Source organism: Verrucomicrobium sp. BvORR106 (assembly GCF_000739655.1).
GTDB lineage: Bacteria > Verrucomicrobiota > Verrucomicrobiia > Verrucomicrobiales > Verrucomicrobiaceae > Verrucomicrobium.
This window is the reverse complement of sequence record NZ_BATR01000009.1, coordinates 11,869-27,865: the sequence shown is the minus strand read 5'-3', so window position 1 is coordinate 27,865 and position 15,997 is coordinate 11,869. Positions and strand designations below refer to the sequence as shown.

Here is a 15,997-nt window from a genome sequence, read left to right as displayed (position 1 = left end):
ACGGTGGCGGCGTACTTCGCCAGCACGCCGCGGGTGTAGCGGGGCTTGGGCTGCTTCCAGGCCTTGAGGCGGGCCTTCAGTTCCTTGGCGGGAATGCCGAGGGTGATGGCGCGTTTTTCGGCGTCGATGGTGATGGGGTCGCCGTTCTTGATGACGGCAATCGGACCACCCACGAAAGCTTCCGGGGTGACATGGCCGACCACGAAGCCGTGGCTGCCGCCGCTGAAGCGGCCGTCGGTGATGAGGGCGACGTCTTTGCCCAGGCCCTTGCCCATGATGGCACTGGTGGGACTCAGCATCTCGCGCATGCCGGGGCCGCCCTTCGGTCCTTCCATGCGGATGACGATGACGTGGCCTTTTTTCACCTTGTCGTTGAGGATGGCGTCCAGCGCCTTCTCCTCGGACTCGAACACGATGGCCTTGCCGTTGAAGACGAGGCCTTCCTTGCCGCTGATCTTGCCGACGGCGCCCTCAGGGCAGAGGTTGCCCTTGAAGATGACGAGGTGGCTGTCCTTTTTGATCGGGTTGCTCAGCGGGTGGATGATGTTCTGGCTCTTGGGGTAGCTCAGTTTGATCTTGCTGAGGTTCTCCTTCATCGTGCGGCCAGTGACGGTGAGGCAGTCGCCATGCATGAGGCCTTCTTCCACGAGGATCTTCATGAGCGGCACGGTGCCGCCGATCTTCACGAGGTCGTTCATGAAGTACTTGCCGCTGGGCTTGAGGTCGGCCAGCACCGGGGTCTTCTTGCCGATGCGGACGAAGTCCTCGATGCTGAGCTTCACGCCGGCGGAGTGGGCCATGGCGATGAGGTGCAGTACGGCGTTCGTGGAGCCACCCAGGGTGATGATGAGGGTGATGGCGTTTTCAAACGACTCCTTCGTGATGATGTCGCGCGGGGTGATGCCCAGTTTGATCATGTTCAGCACGGCGGCGCCGGCGTCGAAACAGTCGCGCAGCTTGTCGTCGGACACGGCAGATTGCGCACCGCTGTTGGGCAGGCTCAGGCCCATGGCCTCGATGGCGCTGGCCATGGTGTTCGCCGTGTACATCCCGCCGCAGGAGCCTTCACCGGGGATGGCGTGCTCTTCGATGTCTTCCAGCTCCTTGTCGCCGATGAGGCAGTTGGCGTGCTTGCCCACGGCCTCGAACACGGTGACGATGTCGCTTTCTTTTTTCTCCGGGCCCACGCAGCCGGGGAGGATGGTGCCGCCGTAAACGAAGACGCTGGGGCGGTTCAGCCGGGCCATGGCGATCACGCAGCCGGGCATGTTCTTGTCGCAGCCGCCGATGGCGACGAAGCCGTCCATGCCCTCGCAGCCCACAACGGTCTCGATGGAGTCGGCGATCACTTCGCGGCTCACGAGGGAGTATTTCATCCCCTCCGTGCCCATGGAGATGCCGTCGGAGATGGTGATGGTGTTGAAGATGATGCTCTTGCCCCCGGCGGCGTCAGCGCCCTTGGCGGCCTCCTTGGCCAGGCGGTCGATGTGCATGTTGCACGGGGTGACCATGCTCCAGGTGGAGGCGATGCCGATGACCGACTTTTTGAAGTCATCCCGCTTGAAGCCCACGGCGTGCAGCATGGCGCGGCTGGCAGCGCGCTCCACGCCGTCCACGACGATGGCGGAGTGCTTGCGATGCAGTTCGGAGGGGGCGGCGGACTTCGCTTTCGATTTCGCGGACGATTTGGGAGGCATGGCGGTTCGGTCGGATTGCGGAATACGGGAAAATCGGTGTTGAAACCCCCAGCATGCCCGGCTTGGCGGGAGATTCAAGCCCGGTTCCTTTGTGTTTGAGTTGTCCGGGGCTGGCCCGCGGTTGACGATTTTGGGCCTCTGGAGGGACTTTCCAGCCGCCCAAGTCGCGGTAGACTGGTCGTGTATGTGGAAAAAGACCAGTAAAACCCTCCTCGTCTCCGCCGCCCGAATCCTCGCTGTCATGGTGTTGTTCCTCGCCTGCTGCCAGCACAAGATGATCTACATGCCCCGTGCCTATGAGGCGGCCACGGTGCAGCACGTGGATGCCCGTCCTCTGGTTTACGAGACCGGGCAGGGGAAGCAGACCGCATGGATCCATCCCAAGGCCGCCACCGGCAGCCAGGGCATCGTCTGGCTCGTCTTCGGCGGGAACGGCACCGTGGCCCTGGACTGGGTCGGCTTCTTTGACTCCCCGACGCTGAAGCAGGACACCTATGTACTGGTGGACTACCCCGGCTATGGCAGCAGCGAAGGCAGCCCCACCCCCGGCCGGATCAAGGAGTCGGTGCAGAAGCTGGTACCCACCCTCGCGGCGGAACTCAAGACCACCGAGGCCGAACTGCATCCCCGCCTGCGCGTCTTTGGCCATTCCCTTGGCTGCTCCGCCGCCCTCATGGCGATGGAGGAGCACCACATCAAGAAAGGCGTGATCCTTGCCCCCTACACCAGCATGAAAGACATGGCCCGCCACGTCCTCGGCTGGCCCTTGTGCGAGATCTTGCATCACCGCTTCGACAACGTCGCCACCTTGAAGCGCCTGCAGAAAGAAGGCGGCTACCAAGTGGTGGCAAGACACGGCACCGAGGATGAGGTGATCCCCGTCGCCATGGGGCGCAAGCTTGGTGAGTTATTTCCTGATGTTGTGAAGTATGAGGATATTGCAGGGGCGCGGCACAATGATGTGTTGAACACGGATACGGCGAAAGTGCACGCGGCGTTGGAGGCGGTGAGGTGAAGGAGGCGTGTGAGAATGAGCATTGAAAAGATATGCAATCCCCAAGGCGTGCTTGACGCGAGTCCAGGTCGGCAACCGCAGTTTTACGCCCCAACTTACTGGCCTCTTACCTCGAAAGATTTTCTGGCGTACGGATGATCCTTGCAGTGAACTCATGATCAGCTGTACGCGAAAAGTTTGCATGAATCAGGCGGTCTCATTGCTGCCTGTACGCCACCCAGTGAAGTGATTCTGCACATGCTCGTTTCTAGTTCCGAGCGGGTACCCCCGAAATTTGCCCTGAGGCTAAAGAATGGAACGGAGATACCCCGCCATTTCCTCATGGTGTATGACTGTGGGATTTCGCGGGGATTGTCGTAGTCTGATCTCTTTGGAACTCGTGACATTGCGTGACACAACGACGTTGGGAGTCTTCAACGGACGCCGTCAATGTGTAGCAACTATTGCGGTTTCTCCTCGTTCCAGCAGAGGCCAATCCTTGAGTACACGCTTGCCCAATAGTCTGACGCATTCGGTTTTAGAGACTTGAGGAAGGCGACGAAAGATTCAGCGGATTCAAGAGACTTTGTGCCATCATTGGCGATCAACTGACGCAGACGCTTGTCTTCAGCGAAGTACTCCGGACTGAATTTCTTTGTTGAAGTGATCTTCAGCAATTCATTGTCGGGCATGCATGGGAAGACGAAAAGCATCTGATTGAGTGAGCCGCCAGCGGACTTCGACCAGTTCGCAAACCACTCGATACCTGATTGGTTGCCGGACGACTCTTCATAGGTTTCGGCCAAAACGATGTAAAGCGCGTTGGCTACGTCTCGCCTAGACGATGCTCCAACCAACGAGAGCGGCGTATAACCATTGGGGCCGTACTCTGCCGCAATCATCACTTCAGCGGCCTTGTCCGCAATCTTGGTCGCTTCGGCAATTGTCATTGTCGGAAGTTCAATGGCGGGAGGACTCCCTTCAGCCGTTGAGTGATCGGGCCTCTTTTTTTTACCTTCTTTGATCTGCATGACTTCGTGAGCAGACGGAGCAGTAGGAGGACGACAATAGCGTAGAAAAGGGCGCACCCGGCCCATCGCGACGCTATGATCACGGGAGCTTGGCAGTAGATGGGATTTACGTTGTATCCTGGTAGCTCATGGGTAATGTGCCGAATCTCATTTCCAGCGACAGTCGCCCAGTTGTCCTGTATGTGTGTTGCCCATCCCCAACCCTCTCCAATCACTCGAATTCCTCGCCCGATACCGTCGTCCACGAAGCCGCGTAACGTCGAGCCCACGAGGGAGGAAATATAACCTTGTCCGCTATCGAGGGGATTGAGTTCCCTGAACTCACGCATTTTGACGTAGTATTCGGGATCTTCGATGTCTGGGGCGAGAAACTCATTGAAGTACGTATTCTGCGTCAAGATTTTCTGTTCAGGCGGCAATGCCTCAAATCCAGGTTCTCGCACAAGCTCGTCCCAGGAAAAGGGCGGCTGTGCGGTTGCCGTTGACTTTGCCAAGATGATGGTTGTTGTCACAGTGTTCACCAAACCTCAGTTTTTCTCCGTACGCCAACCGAAACTGAGGCCGGTCGATTGGGGCCCGCGTCCCGGTACCCCCGCGGTACCCTTAAAATCCTCTTAAAAGGCTGCGTTTCGTCGCGAATTGGTACGGAAACCTGCGCAGGAAAAAAGATGAAGAATCGATCTATTCGTTGATAGTCAACAGGATGCGATGCGCACCCGGAAGGGATCGAACCTTCGACCTACGGATTAGAAATCCGCTGCTCTATCCACTGAGCTACGGGTGCAATGACCTAGGGCCGACCACCATAATCGGAAATCGATTGGGAGCAAATGGGATTCCACAGCCCCGGTACCGTGACCTCGCGCCGATGCCGCCGGGCCAGGGGCCTAGGCCCGCACGGCCCACCGGAGTTTGGCGGAGGTGGCGCGGGTGTTGAGGCGGACTTCTTCTGCGGAGGGGCGCTGCACTTCATCGCTGATGGCGCTGAAGGTGCCGTCACGGGAGCCGGCGAGGAAGGCCTTTTTCACGCGACGATCCTCTCCGGAATGGAACGTGAGCACGGCCACGCGACCGCCGGGGCGGAGGGCGGTGGGCAGCTCTCGGAGGAAGGAGTCGAGGGCACCGAACTCGTCGTTCACCGCAATGCGGAGGGCCTGGAAGACGCGGCGGGTGGTGGCGCTGATCTCCTCCTCATCTTGGTGCTTCGGGAGGGCGCGCTTCACGGCAGCCGCCAGGGTGGTCGTCTTGGCAAAGTCCTGGCCGGCGAGGGCCTCCGCGAGCGGGAGAGCGTTGGCCTCGTCCGCATTCTCCTCCAGGAGCGCGGCGAGTTTTGGCACCGAGATCTTGCGCAAGACTTCGCGGGCGGGCACTCCTCGCAGAGGATTCATGCGCATGTCGAGAGGGCCATCTGCCTTGAAGCTGAATCCACGGGCGGGATTATCGATTTGCATGGAGGAGACGCCTAGGTCAGCGAGGATGACGTCCACGCCATCGCTCCAGGCGGCTTCGTTGATCGCCTTGCGCAGGCCGGCAAAGTTGATGCGGACCACGCGCAGCGTGCTCTCAGGAAAACCGAGGGCCTTCAATCTGGCTCCGGTCTTCTCAATCTCGATGGCGTCCTGGTCGAGCCCCATGAGGCATCCATCAGGCTGGATGGCGCGGAGAAGGGCTTCGGCATGCCCGCCGTAGCCGAGGGTGCAGTCGAGGGCTCGCTCACCGGGCTGGGGGGCGAGTGCCTCCATGATCTCCGGCAGCATGATGGGAATGTGCTGGCCCGCAGGCGTCTTCCCCGAGGCGCGCACCTTGGCCACGGTGTCGGCATAGCGCTCCGGCTGGAGTTCCTTGTATTTGTCCTCAAATCGGCGTGGATTCTTGCCGCTGTACCTTTGGCGGCGCTTGTGCACCGGAAGGGGCGACGGGATTTCATCGGACGGATCGCTGGACATGATGGACCGCTATCATGGCAGAAGACGCCCTCTCTGCCTCCTTATTCGTGCGTTTGTTTGTTGGGTGGGGCGGGGGATGCCGCGGATCACAGTCATTCAGATCGCCGAAACTCCTTCAAAGAAGAATTTTTGAATCCACAAACCCAACGTGGACTCGCGGGAAGCTTGCCAACGTTGGGCGTGACGCTGCTGCCATCAACAGGCGGAGTTTTCAGCCCGCTCAGCGCGGTTCGAGTGTGAAGAGAGGGGAGTCTTTCACCTTGTGAGAGGAGGAGGTGCGAGTCAGTTCCTCGAACTGGGAGGCCCAGGCTCTTATGGAGGCTTTGGCGTGATTAAACGGATGAAAATCCCGCAGGCTGACGAGGGTCATTTGATCGCGCTCGTTGTCGGCGAACTCAAAGAGCACCTGTCCCGTGACATTGTCGCGGACCTGGCCTTCGATGGCGATGTTTCCCGCCGTCAGGGGGCTGAGCACGCCTCCGTATGGGACTGCTGTTTTCACGGCATTCCCGACCGCGTCGGTTGCGTTGAGCTCAACCAGCGCGAGGCGCAGCGTGACGCCGCCAGGCTCAGGGCTTGCCGCCACACTCAACCGGGGAGCGGGGGATTCACGGAAGGCGTTCGCGAAAGACTGGCGCATGTAGCGGCTCATCTCCTGCACCGGGCGGTCCTGGCTCTCGAAGGTGGTGGCCCGGGAGAGATTAGGTTTCGCGGCACGGAGATGGCTGACATCCACTGGAGCAATGTAAATGGAAGCGTAGTGGCTTCTTCTGGCAGGGAGTTCGGGATTGATCCAGGCCAAAGCGAAAGGGGCACGGTCGCGCTGGGGCTGCATTGCCTGGGAATGCGCCGTGAATGAAGACAGCGGTGCTGCCTTCGCTTTCAGAGTTTCGGTAACCGCGGTCTTGGAGGCGCAACTGCACAGAGTGCCAAGGGTGGCGCCGAGAATGAGTTTGAGATGCCACTGCATAGTTTGGGATATAGGTCGGGTAGTACTGGGGTTGAGGGGGAGATGGCTGGCTAAAGAGCGGGAAAGCCTCGAAGCTTTCATGGATGGTCAAAGTTTGAGACCGAGGTTGAGCAACACACCGGAGGTGCGGACGTCGTTGGTGAAGCCGCCACTCGTGTAGTCCACGCTCATGTGCTTGTAGCCCAGTTCGAGGACCGCACGACGGCTCAGATGACAGCCCAGGGCACCGTACACCTGCCAGGCGAGGTCTGAGCTGACCCCAAAACCACCGACGTCGGCCTTGCCCACAACATAGAACCGGTCAGTGAAGTTGTAGCAGCCGCGTACCCCGACGAAAGGATCGACCCACCCCTTGGAGTCCGACAGGGAAGTGGGGATCGTTTCGCGAAGTGCATTCTCGATCTCCTTGGACAGCGCTTTTTCCGCACGAGCTGCTGCCTTCCTTGCGGCAGCCTGGACTTGAGCCGCCACTCCTTGGGCGGTGGCCACCTTTTCCTGGATCTGGGCGGTAGCCGCATCCCGGATGGCCTGTTGCAGACGCTCGCTACGTTTGATCGCGGCAGCGAGCACGGGATGGTTCTCGCCAACGGCCTGAACGTTGTCTAGAACCTGGCCCGCTTGCGTGGCGATCTGGCTGGCCAGCTGCGCCTGCTTCTCCGCGAGTATCTCCGGGGCTCGAGACTTCACCCTGCGGGTGATTTCATCCATCACCCGGGAGCTGAGCTCTTCGGAAACACGAGTGACCCCGGAATCACTGAGACTCAGGGGGAGCTCCTGCTTCACTGACATGTACCGTGCGCCGCCGTAGAGATCCAGCGAACCATTTTGCCCCTCCCACACCCGGTAGAACAGAGCGGCTTCCACCAGGAGCTGTTCGACAGAGAGGCTCGCGCTGCTGAGGAGTGGATCAGGGGTGTTGCCCCCTGCCGACACCTTCAAGTACATGCCGTCGACCCAGCCACCCCAGCGGCCCTTTTGTGCCTCCACGTTGAGAGACGCCGTCATGTCCAGGTGATCCAGGATTCCGCTAAAGGGGATGTCCACCTCCGTCGTCAGGCCATTGATGCCGGTGGTGCCTTCGAGCCCAGCCAGCCAGCCGTAGCTCCATACGGTGATCTTCCAGTCCTGATCTGATGCAGAAGCGGAGGGCTGCGGTGGATCCATCGGCGTCGGAACGGTGCCGGCATGGAGCGCCGAAGGGGGCAAGATCGGAGTCAGCGCGGCGGCTGTGGTGAGAAAGGGGATCAGGAGGTGTTTCATGGGAAGAGGGATATAGGAGGCAACTTGATTGAAAAAACTGCCCTCCCGCCTGGCGACGATCTGGGGCGGGAGGGCAGGTAAGAGGAGTCGGAGTGGGCCAGAACTAATGGCTGGATCCTGCAGGGACGGGCGCTCCTTCAGCCTCGCCAAAACCGTCTTCGCCGGGCAGCACAGGCTCGCCGTTCATGTTTTTCATCAACACCTTGAACTGATCCGTCAGGAAGAGCGGCTTGGCGGCATCCCGGGCCAGCGTATCCAGACGCAGTTTCATGGACGCCACTTTGGCGGGCTCGGCTGTGGCAAGGTTGGTCTTCTCCGAAGGGTCGGTAGCCAGGTTGTAGAGATCCACGCTGGAAGGCAGCGTGGTGCGCCAGATCAGCTTCCAGTCGCCCTGACGCAGCGCGGCACGATAGGGCTCGACATTGTAAACCATCTCTTCGCGCAGGGAGGGCTTGCCTTCTGAGATGGTGGGCCAGGCGTCCACGCCATCCAGTGGTTTGCACTGGGTGGTGGGGGCACCAGCCAGTTTGGCGAAGGTGGTGAACACGTCCGTGGCATGGATCACGCCATCCACGCTGGCGGGTTTGATCTTGCCGGGCCAGTTGGCCAGGGCGCACACTCTGGTGCCGCCTTCAAAGAGGGAGCCTTTGCCATCACGATACGGGGAGTTGTCGCAGGGAATCTTTATCTTGGAGACATCCGCCATCACCCCGGCAAACATGGGATTGTGGGTGCCGCCATTGTCGCTGTGAAACAGGATGAGCGTGTTTTTCCGGAGCCCACTTTTGTCCAGAGCCGCCACCACTTTCCCGATGTTGTCATCCAGGCAGGACACCATGCCGGCATAAGTGCGCCGAGTTGGCTCCTGGATGTGCTGGTAGCGGTCAATGTACTCCTGCGGGGCCTGGTAGGGGGTGTGAGGGGCGTTGAAGGCAAGATAGAGGTAGAAGGGGGAGCTGCTCTTCTGCTTCTCGATGTACTTCACCGCATCCGCACCGAGGAGGTTCGTGGTGTAACCTTCTTCATTCACCTGCTCGTTGTCGCGGAACCAGTCCAGCACGCCATGCTCACTGTGGGTGAAGTAGTCGAGCTCCCCGATCATGGCGCCGTACTGGTAGTCAAAGCCCCGTTGCTTTGGCCAGAATTTCTTGTCTGCATGCCCCAGATGCCACTTGCCGACGATGGCCGTCTGGTAGCCGGCGTCTTTGAGACACTGGGGCAGAAGGTATTCTTCCGTGTCCAGACCGTAGGTGGACACGGAGGGGATGACGGCAGTCTGCAATCCATAGCGATAGGGATAACGTCCCGTCATGAGCGCAGCCCGTGTGGGGGTGCACATGGGTTGCACATAGAACTGCGTGAATCTGGCGCCGCCCTGGGCCAGGGCATCGAGATTGGGCGTTTTGATGTCTTTGCAGCCGTTGAATCCCACATCCTGCCAGCCGAGGTCATCGGCCACGATGTGAACGATGTTGGGCTGGGAAGGGGCGGCGTCGAGGGTGGATCGCTGCGGCAGGGTGGCAGCCAGCACACCCGCAAGCAGGGCGGTGTTCAGGTATTTCATGAAGGTTCAGGTGAGGTGGTTGTAGGGGGATCGATGGTGTCGGCGCGACGCTGCGCCACCGAGCGTTGAATGGCGGCCAGCACGTCCTGGCCCGGATCGGTTTTGCTGAAGCACTGGAAGCAACCGGCCTGGGCCGCGCGTTGCTTCACCTCGGGCTCATCCAGTGACGTGATGATGATGACCGGGGCAGACCCTTCAGCCTGGGTAAGGCGATGACACAGCTCCAGGCCCGACATGCCCTCGAGCTGAATATCGAGGATGATGCAGTCGAAACGGCACCGCTGCTCACAGGCCAGGAACGCCTCGGCCGATGCGAAGACCGATGGGCACAAGTGTGACGCCCTCAGCAGCCGGCTCATCGAGCGGCAGAGGCTTTCGTCGTCATCAATGACGGCGATCTGGAGGTCGGACAGGATCATGAAGGGCGTCGGACAAAGGTATTTGTCCACGCTCCTTCCTGCTACTGCCCCTTGGGGAAGGTGATTCCATCCCGCAATGCTCCCCTTTCCGGGAAGGGCGGGTTAGCTACGGTTTCCTGCTTGAATCCAGAGTCGCGTTAGCTCCGCCACGGACTGCACCTTGAGTTTGGTGGTGATGGAGGTGCGGTGGAGTTTGACTGTCCGCTCGTGAATGCCCAGATCCGCGGAAATCTCCTTGTTCATCTTACCTTGAACCACGGCGGAGAGCACTTCTCGTTCGCGACCGCTTAGTGTGGCCAGGCGGGATTGAAGCTGCCGCTGCTCCTGTCGCTGCTGGTGTTCCGCCACCTCGCGTTCCAGTGCCCGCTGTACCGCCTCCATGAGCTTCTCACGAGGGGCGCATTTTTCCAGATAGTCCACCGCGCCCTGCTGCATGGCGCTCACGGTGCTGGGGATGTCGCCATTGCCGGTTAAGAAGATCACCGGCATGGCATGGCCTGCTCGTCTCATGGCTTCCTGCAACTCCAGGCCATTCATGCCTGGCATGTGCAGGTCAGAGATCACGCAGCCGCGCTGAGGATGCTGGCAGCCTTCCAGAAAGGCCGCTGCAGAGGAATAGGTCTGCACGGTGTGGCCACCCGTACGCAGCAGCCGGGCCATGGCACGGCAGAAAGAGGCATCGTCATCAACAACGTGGACAGTGATCCCAGACATCGCAATGGGACATCATCCGGCATTCCAGTCGGGTTGTCTTGTTCCCGGTGTTTGATTTCTTCGATTCAGTACCACTAAAGTTTATGCGGCCGCCTTTACGGCGGGCAGGCAGATGGTAAAGACCGCCCCACCATCCTGTCCATTTGCGGCACTGAGAGAGCCGCCGTGGGCTTCAATAATGGTGCGGGAGATGGGGAGCCCCATGCCCATCCCGTGAGACTTGGTGGTGTAGAAGGCGTCGAAGATGGCTCCCGTCTTGCCCTCGGGGATGCCGCAGGCGTTGTCAGCAATGCCAATCTCCACGCTCCCCTGATCCGTAGAGATGGCCGTTACTTTCACCAGCTTTTCCTCCCGCGGGAGATTCTGGAAGGCGTCCATGGCATTGATCACCAGATTCAGCAGCACCTGCTGGAGGTGCACCCGGTCGCCGTTGATTTCGGGCAGGTCGGATGAGGGGGTGATCTCCAGGCGCACCCGGCGGGCGGCGGCATCAGCGCGAGTGAGGGCCGTCACCTCATCAAGCAGAGAGGGGATTTGAAGCGGGCGCAGCTCGATGTCTTGACGCTTCAAAAGCGAGCGCAGCCGATTGATGACCTGCCCCGCGCGCAGGTCATCCTTGTGGATGTCGGCAATGATCGCCCGCACTTCCTCCAGGTCGGGCTGCGGCTCCTTCATGAAAAACTCGGCGGCCTCCGCATTGCGCAGGATGGCACCCAGCGGCTGATTGAGCTCGTGCGCGAGTGCGGAGGCCAGTTGGCCCATCATGGAAACGCGGCCGGCGTGGGTCAGTTGCTGCCGCAGTTGAGAGAGCTCCAGTTCGGCATTCTTCTGCGGGCTCACATCCATCAGGACACCACGCATGCGCACGGGTTTGCCCTGGGGAGTTGTTTCCACCTTCCCCCGTGCGGCAATCCAGCGCTCACCTGCCCGGGGAAGCAGGATGCGGTAGCTTTTCTCATACTCAGACCCATCGCGTAGAGCCTGAGTGAGGGCGTGGGTCACGTCCTCGCGATCATCAGGATGAAGTGTTTCCACAAACCGGGCGAAATCGATCTTCTCTGCCGGATCCCTCTCGAAGAGATCGCGAGTGATATCGCTGACCCAAATCTCATCTGTGGCGAGATGCCACGTCCAGAAGCCCAGCTTGGCAGACTGGGCCGCCAGCTCCATGCGGTGCTCGCTCTCCAGTAGCTCCCGGCTCAGTCTGGTGGCCCGGAACACCTCACCGCTCAGCTCATGTCCCATGGCGATGATCACGGCGAGAAAGGCAAAGCTCACGAAGTAGGGTGAACGCACCACCCCCTCCTCCACGAGAATGGCGTGACCCCGGGAGACCAGGAAGAAGACGACAATGCTGCCTCCGACGATGAGGGGGCGCTGCTTCTCCCCCCGCTGCCAGAGGGTCCAGGAGGCCTCCGCGACAAACACGATGGCCAGCACGACCGCGGCGACCTCCACATACGTCCACGGGCCATGGGTGATGACCGGAACGGTGTACCGCACGTTGCCAAATGTCTCAGCATGGATCAGCTCTACGGCATACCGCACCGCAGGGCCGGTGCTGAGGAAGTTCGCTGCCTCCGCAGCGCTCAGGAGGAGTGCCGCAGCGTAGGCCAGCCAGCGTCGCCCCGCCCCGAAGAAGCTCCAGACAAACCCCAGTATGGAGGTCATCATGATCGCGATGGGGATGGAAGACCATCGCAGCAGTCGCTGGCAGCTGGCAAGATCTTCCGACTGGAGGATGCCGAGTTCCAGGAGACTGATCGCTGCCACCGCAAACGCACTGAGCGTGAAAAACAGATGGGGAACGCGGCGTGCCTCGCCGAAGGCGATGCGCAGGTTGATGAGCGCCAGCGTCAAGCATGTCGCCGTCACCATGGGCCAGGCCAACGTCATCCAATTCATGGTCCGACACTGGCAAACCGAGGTGTTTCGTCAACGAGATCCGCAAGGCAAATCTCCCTGAGCCATCAGCACCACAAGCCCCAACTGGCCCAGCCACGCTGCGGCTGGACCAGACCGGAATGGAGATTCTGTAGGGGATCGCTAGGAGCGCAGATGCAGCAACAAGATGCGGTGGATCTCGGCAATGGACTTGGGATGATCCTGCCCGCTGTGACCGCTGGGCACGATGAGTTCTGAAGCCGCGCCTTCGAGGTGAGAGCTTCTGTAAGGGACCACGCCGTCGGAACTGTCGGGGCTGTTGCCTTTGTTGCGGTCGCCAATGATGGAGTGATAGACTACATTGGGCTTCAAGGGCCTTTCCAGCGCAAGTTTCAGACCTGGATTGTCCTCCCGAAGACCCGCGATGCTCTTGAGGGGACGGGTTGCCAGCGTCTTACCCAGATCCGTCAGCCCGGAGAGCAGGACGGGATTCTTGAGCCGGACGAGGTCTGCAGGCGCCGAGATGACCGAGCGCCCCACCCAGCCGACAAAGCCGTGGGCCAATTCGCTGCCCCGATGCGGTGTGCATACAAAGATCACTCGTTTGATCTCGGCGGGAGGGGGCGTGTAAACCAGCGCCTGCATGGAGGTCTTCATTCTGGCTTCCAATGGAAGCGTCTCCAAACGGCTGGTCGCGACCTCCTTCCAGAAAGGCTCGCCAAACTGGCGGATCTGCCAGTTGGAAATGATGCCACCCATGCTGTGGCCAATGAAGACCATGCGGTTGTAGTTGGGCGAATCCTTGCAGAAGGCGCGGGCCCGCTTCAGCTCGGAGCGGAAGGTGGCCACCGACTGGAAGATGGGCCAACCCGTGGGATAGGCAAAGAACCAGAACTGATACCTTTCCCGGATGACGGGATCTTTCATCAGCTCATTGTAAGTGTTCTTGAATGCATCCGGCTTGGACATCAATCCATGCACTAGCACTACGGGGATCTTTTCCGGGCGATAGGGCTCCATCATGAAGAGGCCGGCACGGTTCTCCAACTCGGCGGGATGGAAAAGACCAGCCATAGCGACGTTCTTCTTGGGAACGCCATTCAAGATGGTGGCCAGGGTGGCAGAGAAGTCGCCAGCGAGGGGGACCTTCCTGCCTGCCACGGTGCCCTGGTGCACCAGGTTCATATCCCGGTAGGTCAGCCGGGCCTTGCCATCGGCAGTGAAGTCGAGCAGCGCGCTCAGCGTCGCGGCGGTGCCGATGGGCAGCATGAAGGGCTCTTGCTTCTTCCGCTCCTCCGTGACGGCCACCCTGCCAACCAGCGCGCCGCCGGTTCCAGAAACAACAGTCCGTTCCCGCAAGCCGCTGATCTTCAGATCAGCGGCCACCAGCAGTTCGTCGTAGTCGCTGGGATCACCGTCACCCGGGGCGAGCTTGCCCAGGGTGATCTGGTAGCTCCTGCCACTGGCCCCCATGGGCACCACAGCAGCTCCGCCCCCGGCCATGGCCCCGTGGAGGGCCGCGCCCGATCTGGCGCAGGCTTCGTTGTAGATGGCTTGCAGCCTGGCAGTCGTGTCAGGATCTTTTCCCGGGTGGGTGACAGATGGAAAGGCGATCTCCGCTGCGCGCAGCCAACAGTCCAGGCCAGAGCCGGGCTTGTCGGCATCTGCACGCCTGGCGGCATCTGCCGTGGCGGTGGCCAGAGTCACCCTGAGGTCCTCCGGCACGTTGGCAGACGTCATGGTGGCAAACCGTTGCACGACGGTTGAGGAATCAACACGATCCCAGTCTCCCGCCGCCTTGTCCATGGCCGCGCGCTCCGGGGCAGTGAGATCCTTTTTCCAATGCGCGTGGTCCTTTGGCACAACAGCCGTCAGCCTGACCGTTTCGACCCGCGTAGCGCAGCCCGCCAGGGCAGCAGAGATGCTTAGCGCCAGGGTCAATCTTCTCACCAAGCGGGTGAAGGGACAGGGAACGCGGTCGCAGCCCGTTGTTGGGATGGCGGATGCAGAACTTTTAGACATGTGAATTCTTGTCGAAGTATGGGGTGGGGTTTTCAGGCCATCGACGGCAATGCCGTTTGTTTCCTGTAACCCATTGCCGCAGGGAGGTCCTGCGGGCCGTGAGGTGGTTGACCAGGAGTTGCCTGAGTCGAAGGTCGCGTTGGGAGGCTTCGTGTCCGGTCGCGACCGGGCTGGAGCCGGCCCCAGAGACACTGCTTCTGCGGCCAGCTCCAAGGTCAGTGATGCAGATCAATAGAAGTTGATCTCGATGGAGCCAACAGGAGGTGGGGGGACGGGATTGCCACCTACCACATTGATGTCGATATAGACGGTTCTGCCGCCATACATGTAGGGATAGTAGTAGCGCGGGCCGACGCGATAGTATCTGTAGCCACCCACGGCAACGACAGCCGCTCCTGCTGGAAGGACATAGGTGCCACGCCACCGGGCGCGGGAGGTCTGTCTGCCATCCTGGCGGGAGGAACGCGCGCCCTGACGACCCTCGATACGATCCACCGGCAGAGCCTGGCCGGGTGTCGGGGACAGGATCAGCAGGCCGATGACGGCGTAGAGCACGCGGTCGGACCAATTTTTGAGAGACGAACAGGAGCGCATGCCGTGGGAAGAGGAGTTAACAAGTTGATGTGCTTTCATGTTAGTGCGAGGGGAGGGGTTATTCCGCGATGGGGATCATTTCGACGGCGGTGCTTCCAGAAGGGATCTTTGCCGTCAGATCCTTTGCGCCAACTGGCACATCCAGTTCCCACCTGGAAATATTGGCGGTTATGGTCTCCGGGCTGCTGCCATGGCTGGCAGGATAGGTGACCGTGATGCGACGGGGCAGATGTTCTTTGGTATCGACCCAGAGCTCCCAGGTGACGTCCGGCTGGGTGAAGGCGAGACGGTCGCAGGTAAAGGCTCCCACTTGCTCGGTGGCAACATGACGCCCCGTGCTCACCCCTTCGAGAAGAAACTTCCGGGGATGGTTGACCAGCAGTTCAGCAATCGGTGGCGTGACACCGTAGGTGCGGGAAATGCTACGCAGTGTTTCATCAATGTCTCCCGGAGCCTTGACCGACGCGTAAGTCCGGCCAGCGTGGTCCACCAAGGTGACCTTACCATCGCCGAGGGAAATCTCCCGTGCGCCGTGGTTGGTCTTCATGGTGGCAAGCAGGCGGTTGGGGCGCTGCACTGTGACACTGCCGTTGGCTGATTCAGCGATGTTCAGCTCCGAGTGGAATCCCGGGGAAGTCGTGCGAGATCCGGTCACGCGCAGTGTCTTGGCGGCGGTCAGTTTGGCCGACATGGCATTCAGCACGCTGTCAGTTTTGGGATCCAACTGCGCTTTGGGGCCAGGGGTGGAGCAAGAGCTGAGGCAGATGCCGAGGATGCATGGCAAAAGCAGAGATGCTTGATGAGGACGGATGTGGAGGGTGCGGCTCAGGAGAGACATGGTCGATGAGGTGCGGGTTGTGGGTGAGGTTGTCGGTTGTTGAGGGGGAATGGGCAGGCTGGCA

The 15,997-nt window shown here is 60.5% G+C and carries 13 protein-coding genes and 1 tRNA gene; 1 reads left to right on the top strand and 13 read right to left on the bottom strand.

What is annotated here, in order from left to right; all coding sequences use genetic code 11:
• Positions 1 to 1,697 (bottom strand): dihydroxy-acid dehydratase (gene ilvD / locus BV106_RS01615; protein WP_038159488.1); only part of this gene is annotated, 1,697 nt, incomplete at its 3' end.
• A gap of 184 nt (positions 1,698 to 1,881) precedes the next feature.
• Here ilvD and BV106_RS01610 point away from each other — a divergent pair.
• Entirely contained in the window at positions 1,882 to 2,712 is an 831-nt protein-coding gene (locus BV106_RS01610) for an alpha/beta fold hydrolase (RefSeq protein WP_038159485.1), read from the top strand.
• A gap of 440 nt (positions 2,713 to 3,152) precedes the next feature.
• Here BV106_RS01610 and BV106_RS01605 read toward each other — a convergent pair whose 3' ends face one another.
• The 12 genes from BV106_RS01605 to BV106_RS01540 form a co-directional block, all read right to left on the bottom strand.
• Complete coding sequence (locus tag BV106_RS01605) at positions 3,153 to 3,722, bottom strand: hypothetical protein (protein ID WP_265595220.1); 570 nt, start codon at positions 3,720 to 3,722, stop codon at positions 3,153 to 3,155.
• 711 nt (positions 3,723 to 4,433) lie between these two features.
• Positions 4,434 to 4,506, bottom strand: a tRNA-Arg gene (locus BV106_RS01595).
• 103 nt (positions 4,507 to 4,609) lie between these two features.
• Complete coding sequence (gene rsmH / locus BV106_RS01590) at positions 4,610 to 5,668, bottom strand: 16S rRNA (cytosine(1402)-N(4))-methyltransferase RsmH (protein ID WP_038159477.1); 1,059 nt, start codon at positions 5,666 to 5,668, stop codon at positions 4,610 to 4,612.
• Between the two features lie 220 nt (positions 5,669 to 5,888).
• Positions 5,889 to 6,638 carry a DUF3313 family protein gene (locus BV106_RS01585; protein WP_038159474.1) on the bottom strand — a complete coding sequence of 250 codons (750 nt, stop codon included), beginning with the start codon at positions 6,636 to 6,638 and terminating at the stop codon, positions 5,889 to 5,891.
• Positions 6,639 to 6,725: 87 nt separating this feature from the next.
• Positions 6,726 to 7,898 carry a hypothetical protein gene (locus BV106_RS01580; protein WP_038159471.1) on the bottom strand — a complete coding sequence of 391 codons (1,173 nt, stop codon included), beginning with the start codon at positions 7,896 to 7,898 and terminating at the stop codon, positions 6,726 to 6,728.
• 103 nt (positions 7,899 to 8,001) lie between these two features.
• Entirely contained in the window at positions 8,002 to 9,462 is a 1,461-nt protein-coding gene (locus BV106_RS01575; RefSeq protein ID WP_038159468.1) for an arylsulfatase, read from the bottom strand.
• The gene (locus BV106_RS01570; RefSeq protein WP_051944756.1) at positions 9,459 to 9,881 is read right to left on the bottom strand and encodes a response regulator; all 423 of its coding nucleotides are present in this window, start codon (positions 9,879 to 9,881) and stop codon (positions 9,459 to 9,461) included. The genes BV106_RS01575 and BV106_RS01570 overlap by 4 nt, the downstream gene beginning before the upstream one ends.
• A gap of 102 nt (positions 9,882 to 9,983) precedes the next feature.
• Positions 9,984 to 10,595, bottom strand: coding sequence for a response regulator (locus BV106_RS01565; protein ID WP_038159466.1), 612 nt, complete (start codon positions 10,593 to 10,595; stop codon positions 9,984 to 9,986).
• Between the two features lie 81 nt (positions 10,596 to 10,676).
• Complete coding sequence (locus tag BV106_RS34895; RefSeq protein ID WP_265595219.1) at positions 10,677 to 12,491, bottom strand: ATP-binding protein; 1,815 nt, start codon at positions 12,489 to 12,491, stop codon at positions 10,677 to 10,679.
• Between the two features lie 150 nt (positions 12,492 to 12,641).
• On the bottom strand, positions 12,642 to 14,501 hold the full coding sequence (locus BV106_RS34890) for a hypothetical protein (RefSeq protein ID WP_265595218.1): 1,860 nt from the start codon (positions 14,499 to 14,501) through the stop codon (positions 12,642 to 12,644).
• 228 nt (positions 14,502 to 14,729) lie between these two features.
• Positions 14,730 to 15,095: a hypothetical protein gene (locus tag BV106_RS01545; RefSeq protein ID WP_038159462.1), complete on the bottom strand. Its 366-nt coding sequence runs from the start codon at positions 15,093 to 15,095 to the stop codon at positions 14,730 to 14,732.
• 58 nt (positions 15,096 to 15,153) lie between these two features.
• Positions 15,154 to 15,933, bottom strand: a complete 780-nt coding sequence (locus BV106_RS01540) for a DUF2092 domain-containing protein (RefSeq protein WP_038159459.1) — start codon at positions 15,931 to 15,933, stop codon at positions 15,154 to 15,156.
• Positions 15,934 to 15,997: the final 64 nt, after the last annotated feature.

What these genes read in the sequence shown, in the direction of transcription:
- BV106_RS01610 (WP_038159485.1), top strand. Translation starts at nt 1,882, where the DNA reads ATGTGGAAAAAGACCAGTAAAACCCTCCTCGTCTCCGCCGCCCGAATC.
- BV106_RS01605 (WP_265595220.1), bottom strand. Translation starts at nt 3,722, where the DNA reads ATGCAGATCAAAGAAGGTAAAAAAAAGAGGCCCGATCACTCAACGGCT.
- rsmH (WP_038159477.1), bottom strand. Translation starts at nt 5,668, where the DNA reads ATGTCCAGCGATCCGTCCGATGAAATCCCGTCGCCCCTTCCGGTGCAC.
- BV106_RS01585 (WP_038159474.1), bottom strand. Translation starts at nt 6,638, where the DNA reads ATGCAGTGGCATCTCAAACTCATTCTCGGCGCCACCCTTGGCACTCTG.
- BV106_RS01580 (WP_038159471.1), bottom strand. Translation starts at nt 7,898, where the DNA reads ATGAAACACCTCCTGATCCCCTTTCTCACCACAGCCGCCGCGCTGACT.
- BV106_RS01575 (WP_038159468.1), bottom strand. Translation starts at nt 9,462, where the DNA reads ATGAAATACCTGAACACCGCCCTGCTTGCGGGTGTGCTGGCTGCCACC.
- BV106_RS01570 (WP_051944756.1), bottom strand. Translation starts at nt 9,881, where the DNA reads ATGATCCTGTCCGACCTCCAGATCGCCGTCATTGATGACGACGAAAGC.
- BV106_RS01565 (WP_038159466.1), bottom strand. Translation starts at nt 10,595, where the DNA reads ATGTCTGGGATCACTGTCCACGTTGTTGATGACGATGCCTCTTTCTGC.
- BV106_RS34895 (WP_265595219.1), bottom strand. Translation starts at nt 12,491, where the DNA reads ATGACGTTGGCCTGGCCCATGGTGACGGCGACATGCTTGACGCTGGCG.
- BV106_RS34890 (WP_265595218.1), bottom strand. Translation starts at nt 14,501, where the DNA reads ATGTCTAAAAGTTCTGCATCCGCCATCCCAACAACGGGCTGCGACCGC.
- BV106_RS01545 (WP_038159462.1), bottom strand. Translation starts at nt 15,095, where the DNA reads ATGCGCTCCTGTTCGTCTCTCAAAAATTGGTCCGACCGCGTGCTCTAC.
- BV106_RS01540 (WP_038159459.1), bottom strand. Translation starts at nt 15,933, where the DNA reads ATGTCTCTCCTGAGCCGCACCCTCCACATCCGTCCTCATCAAGCATCT.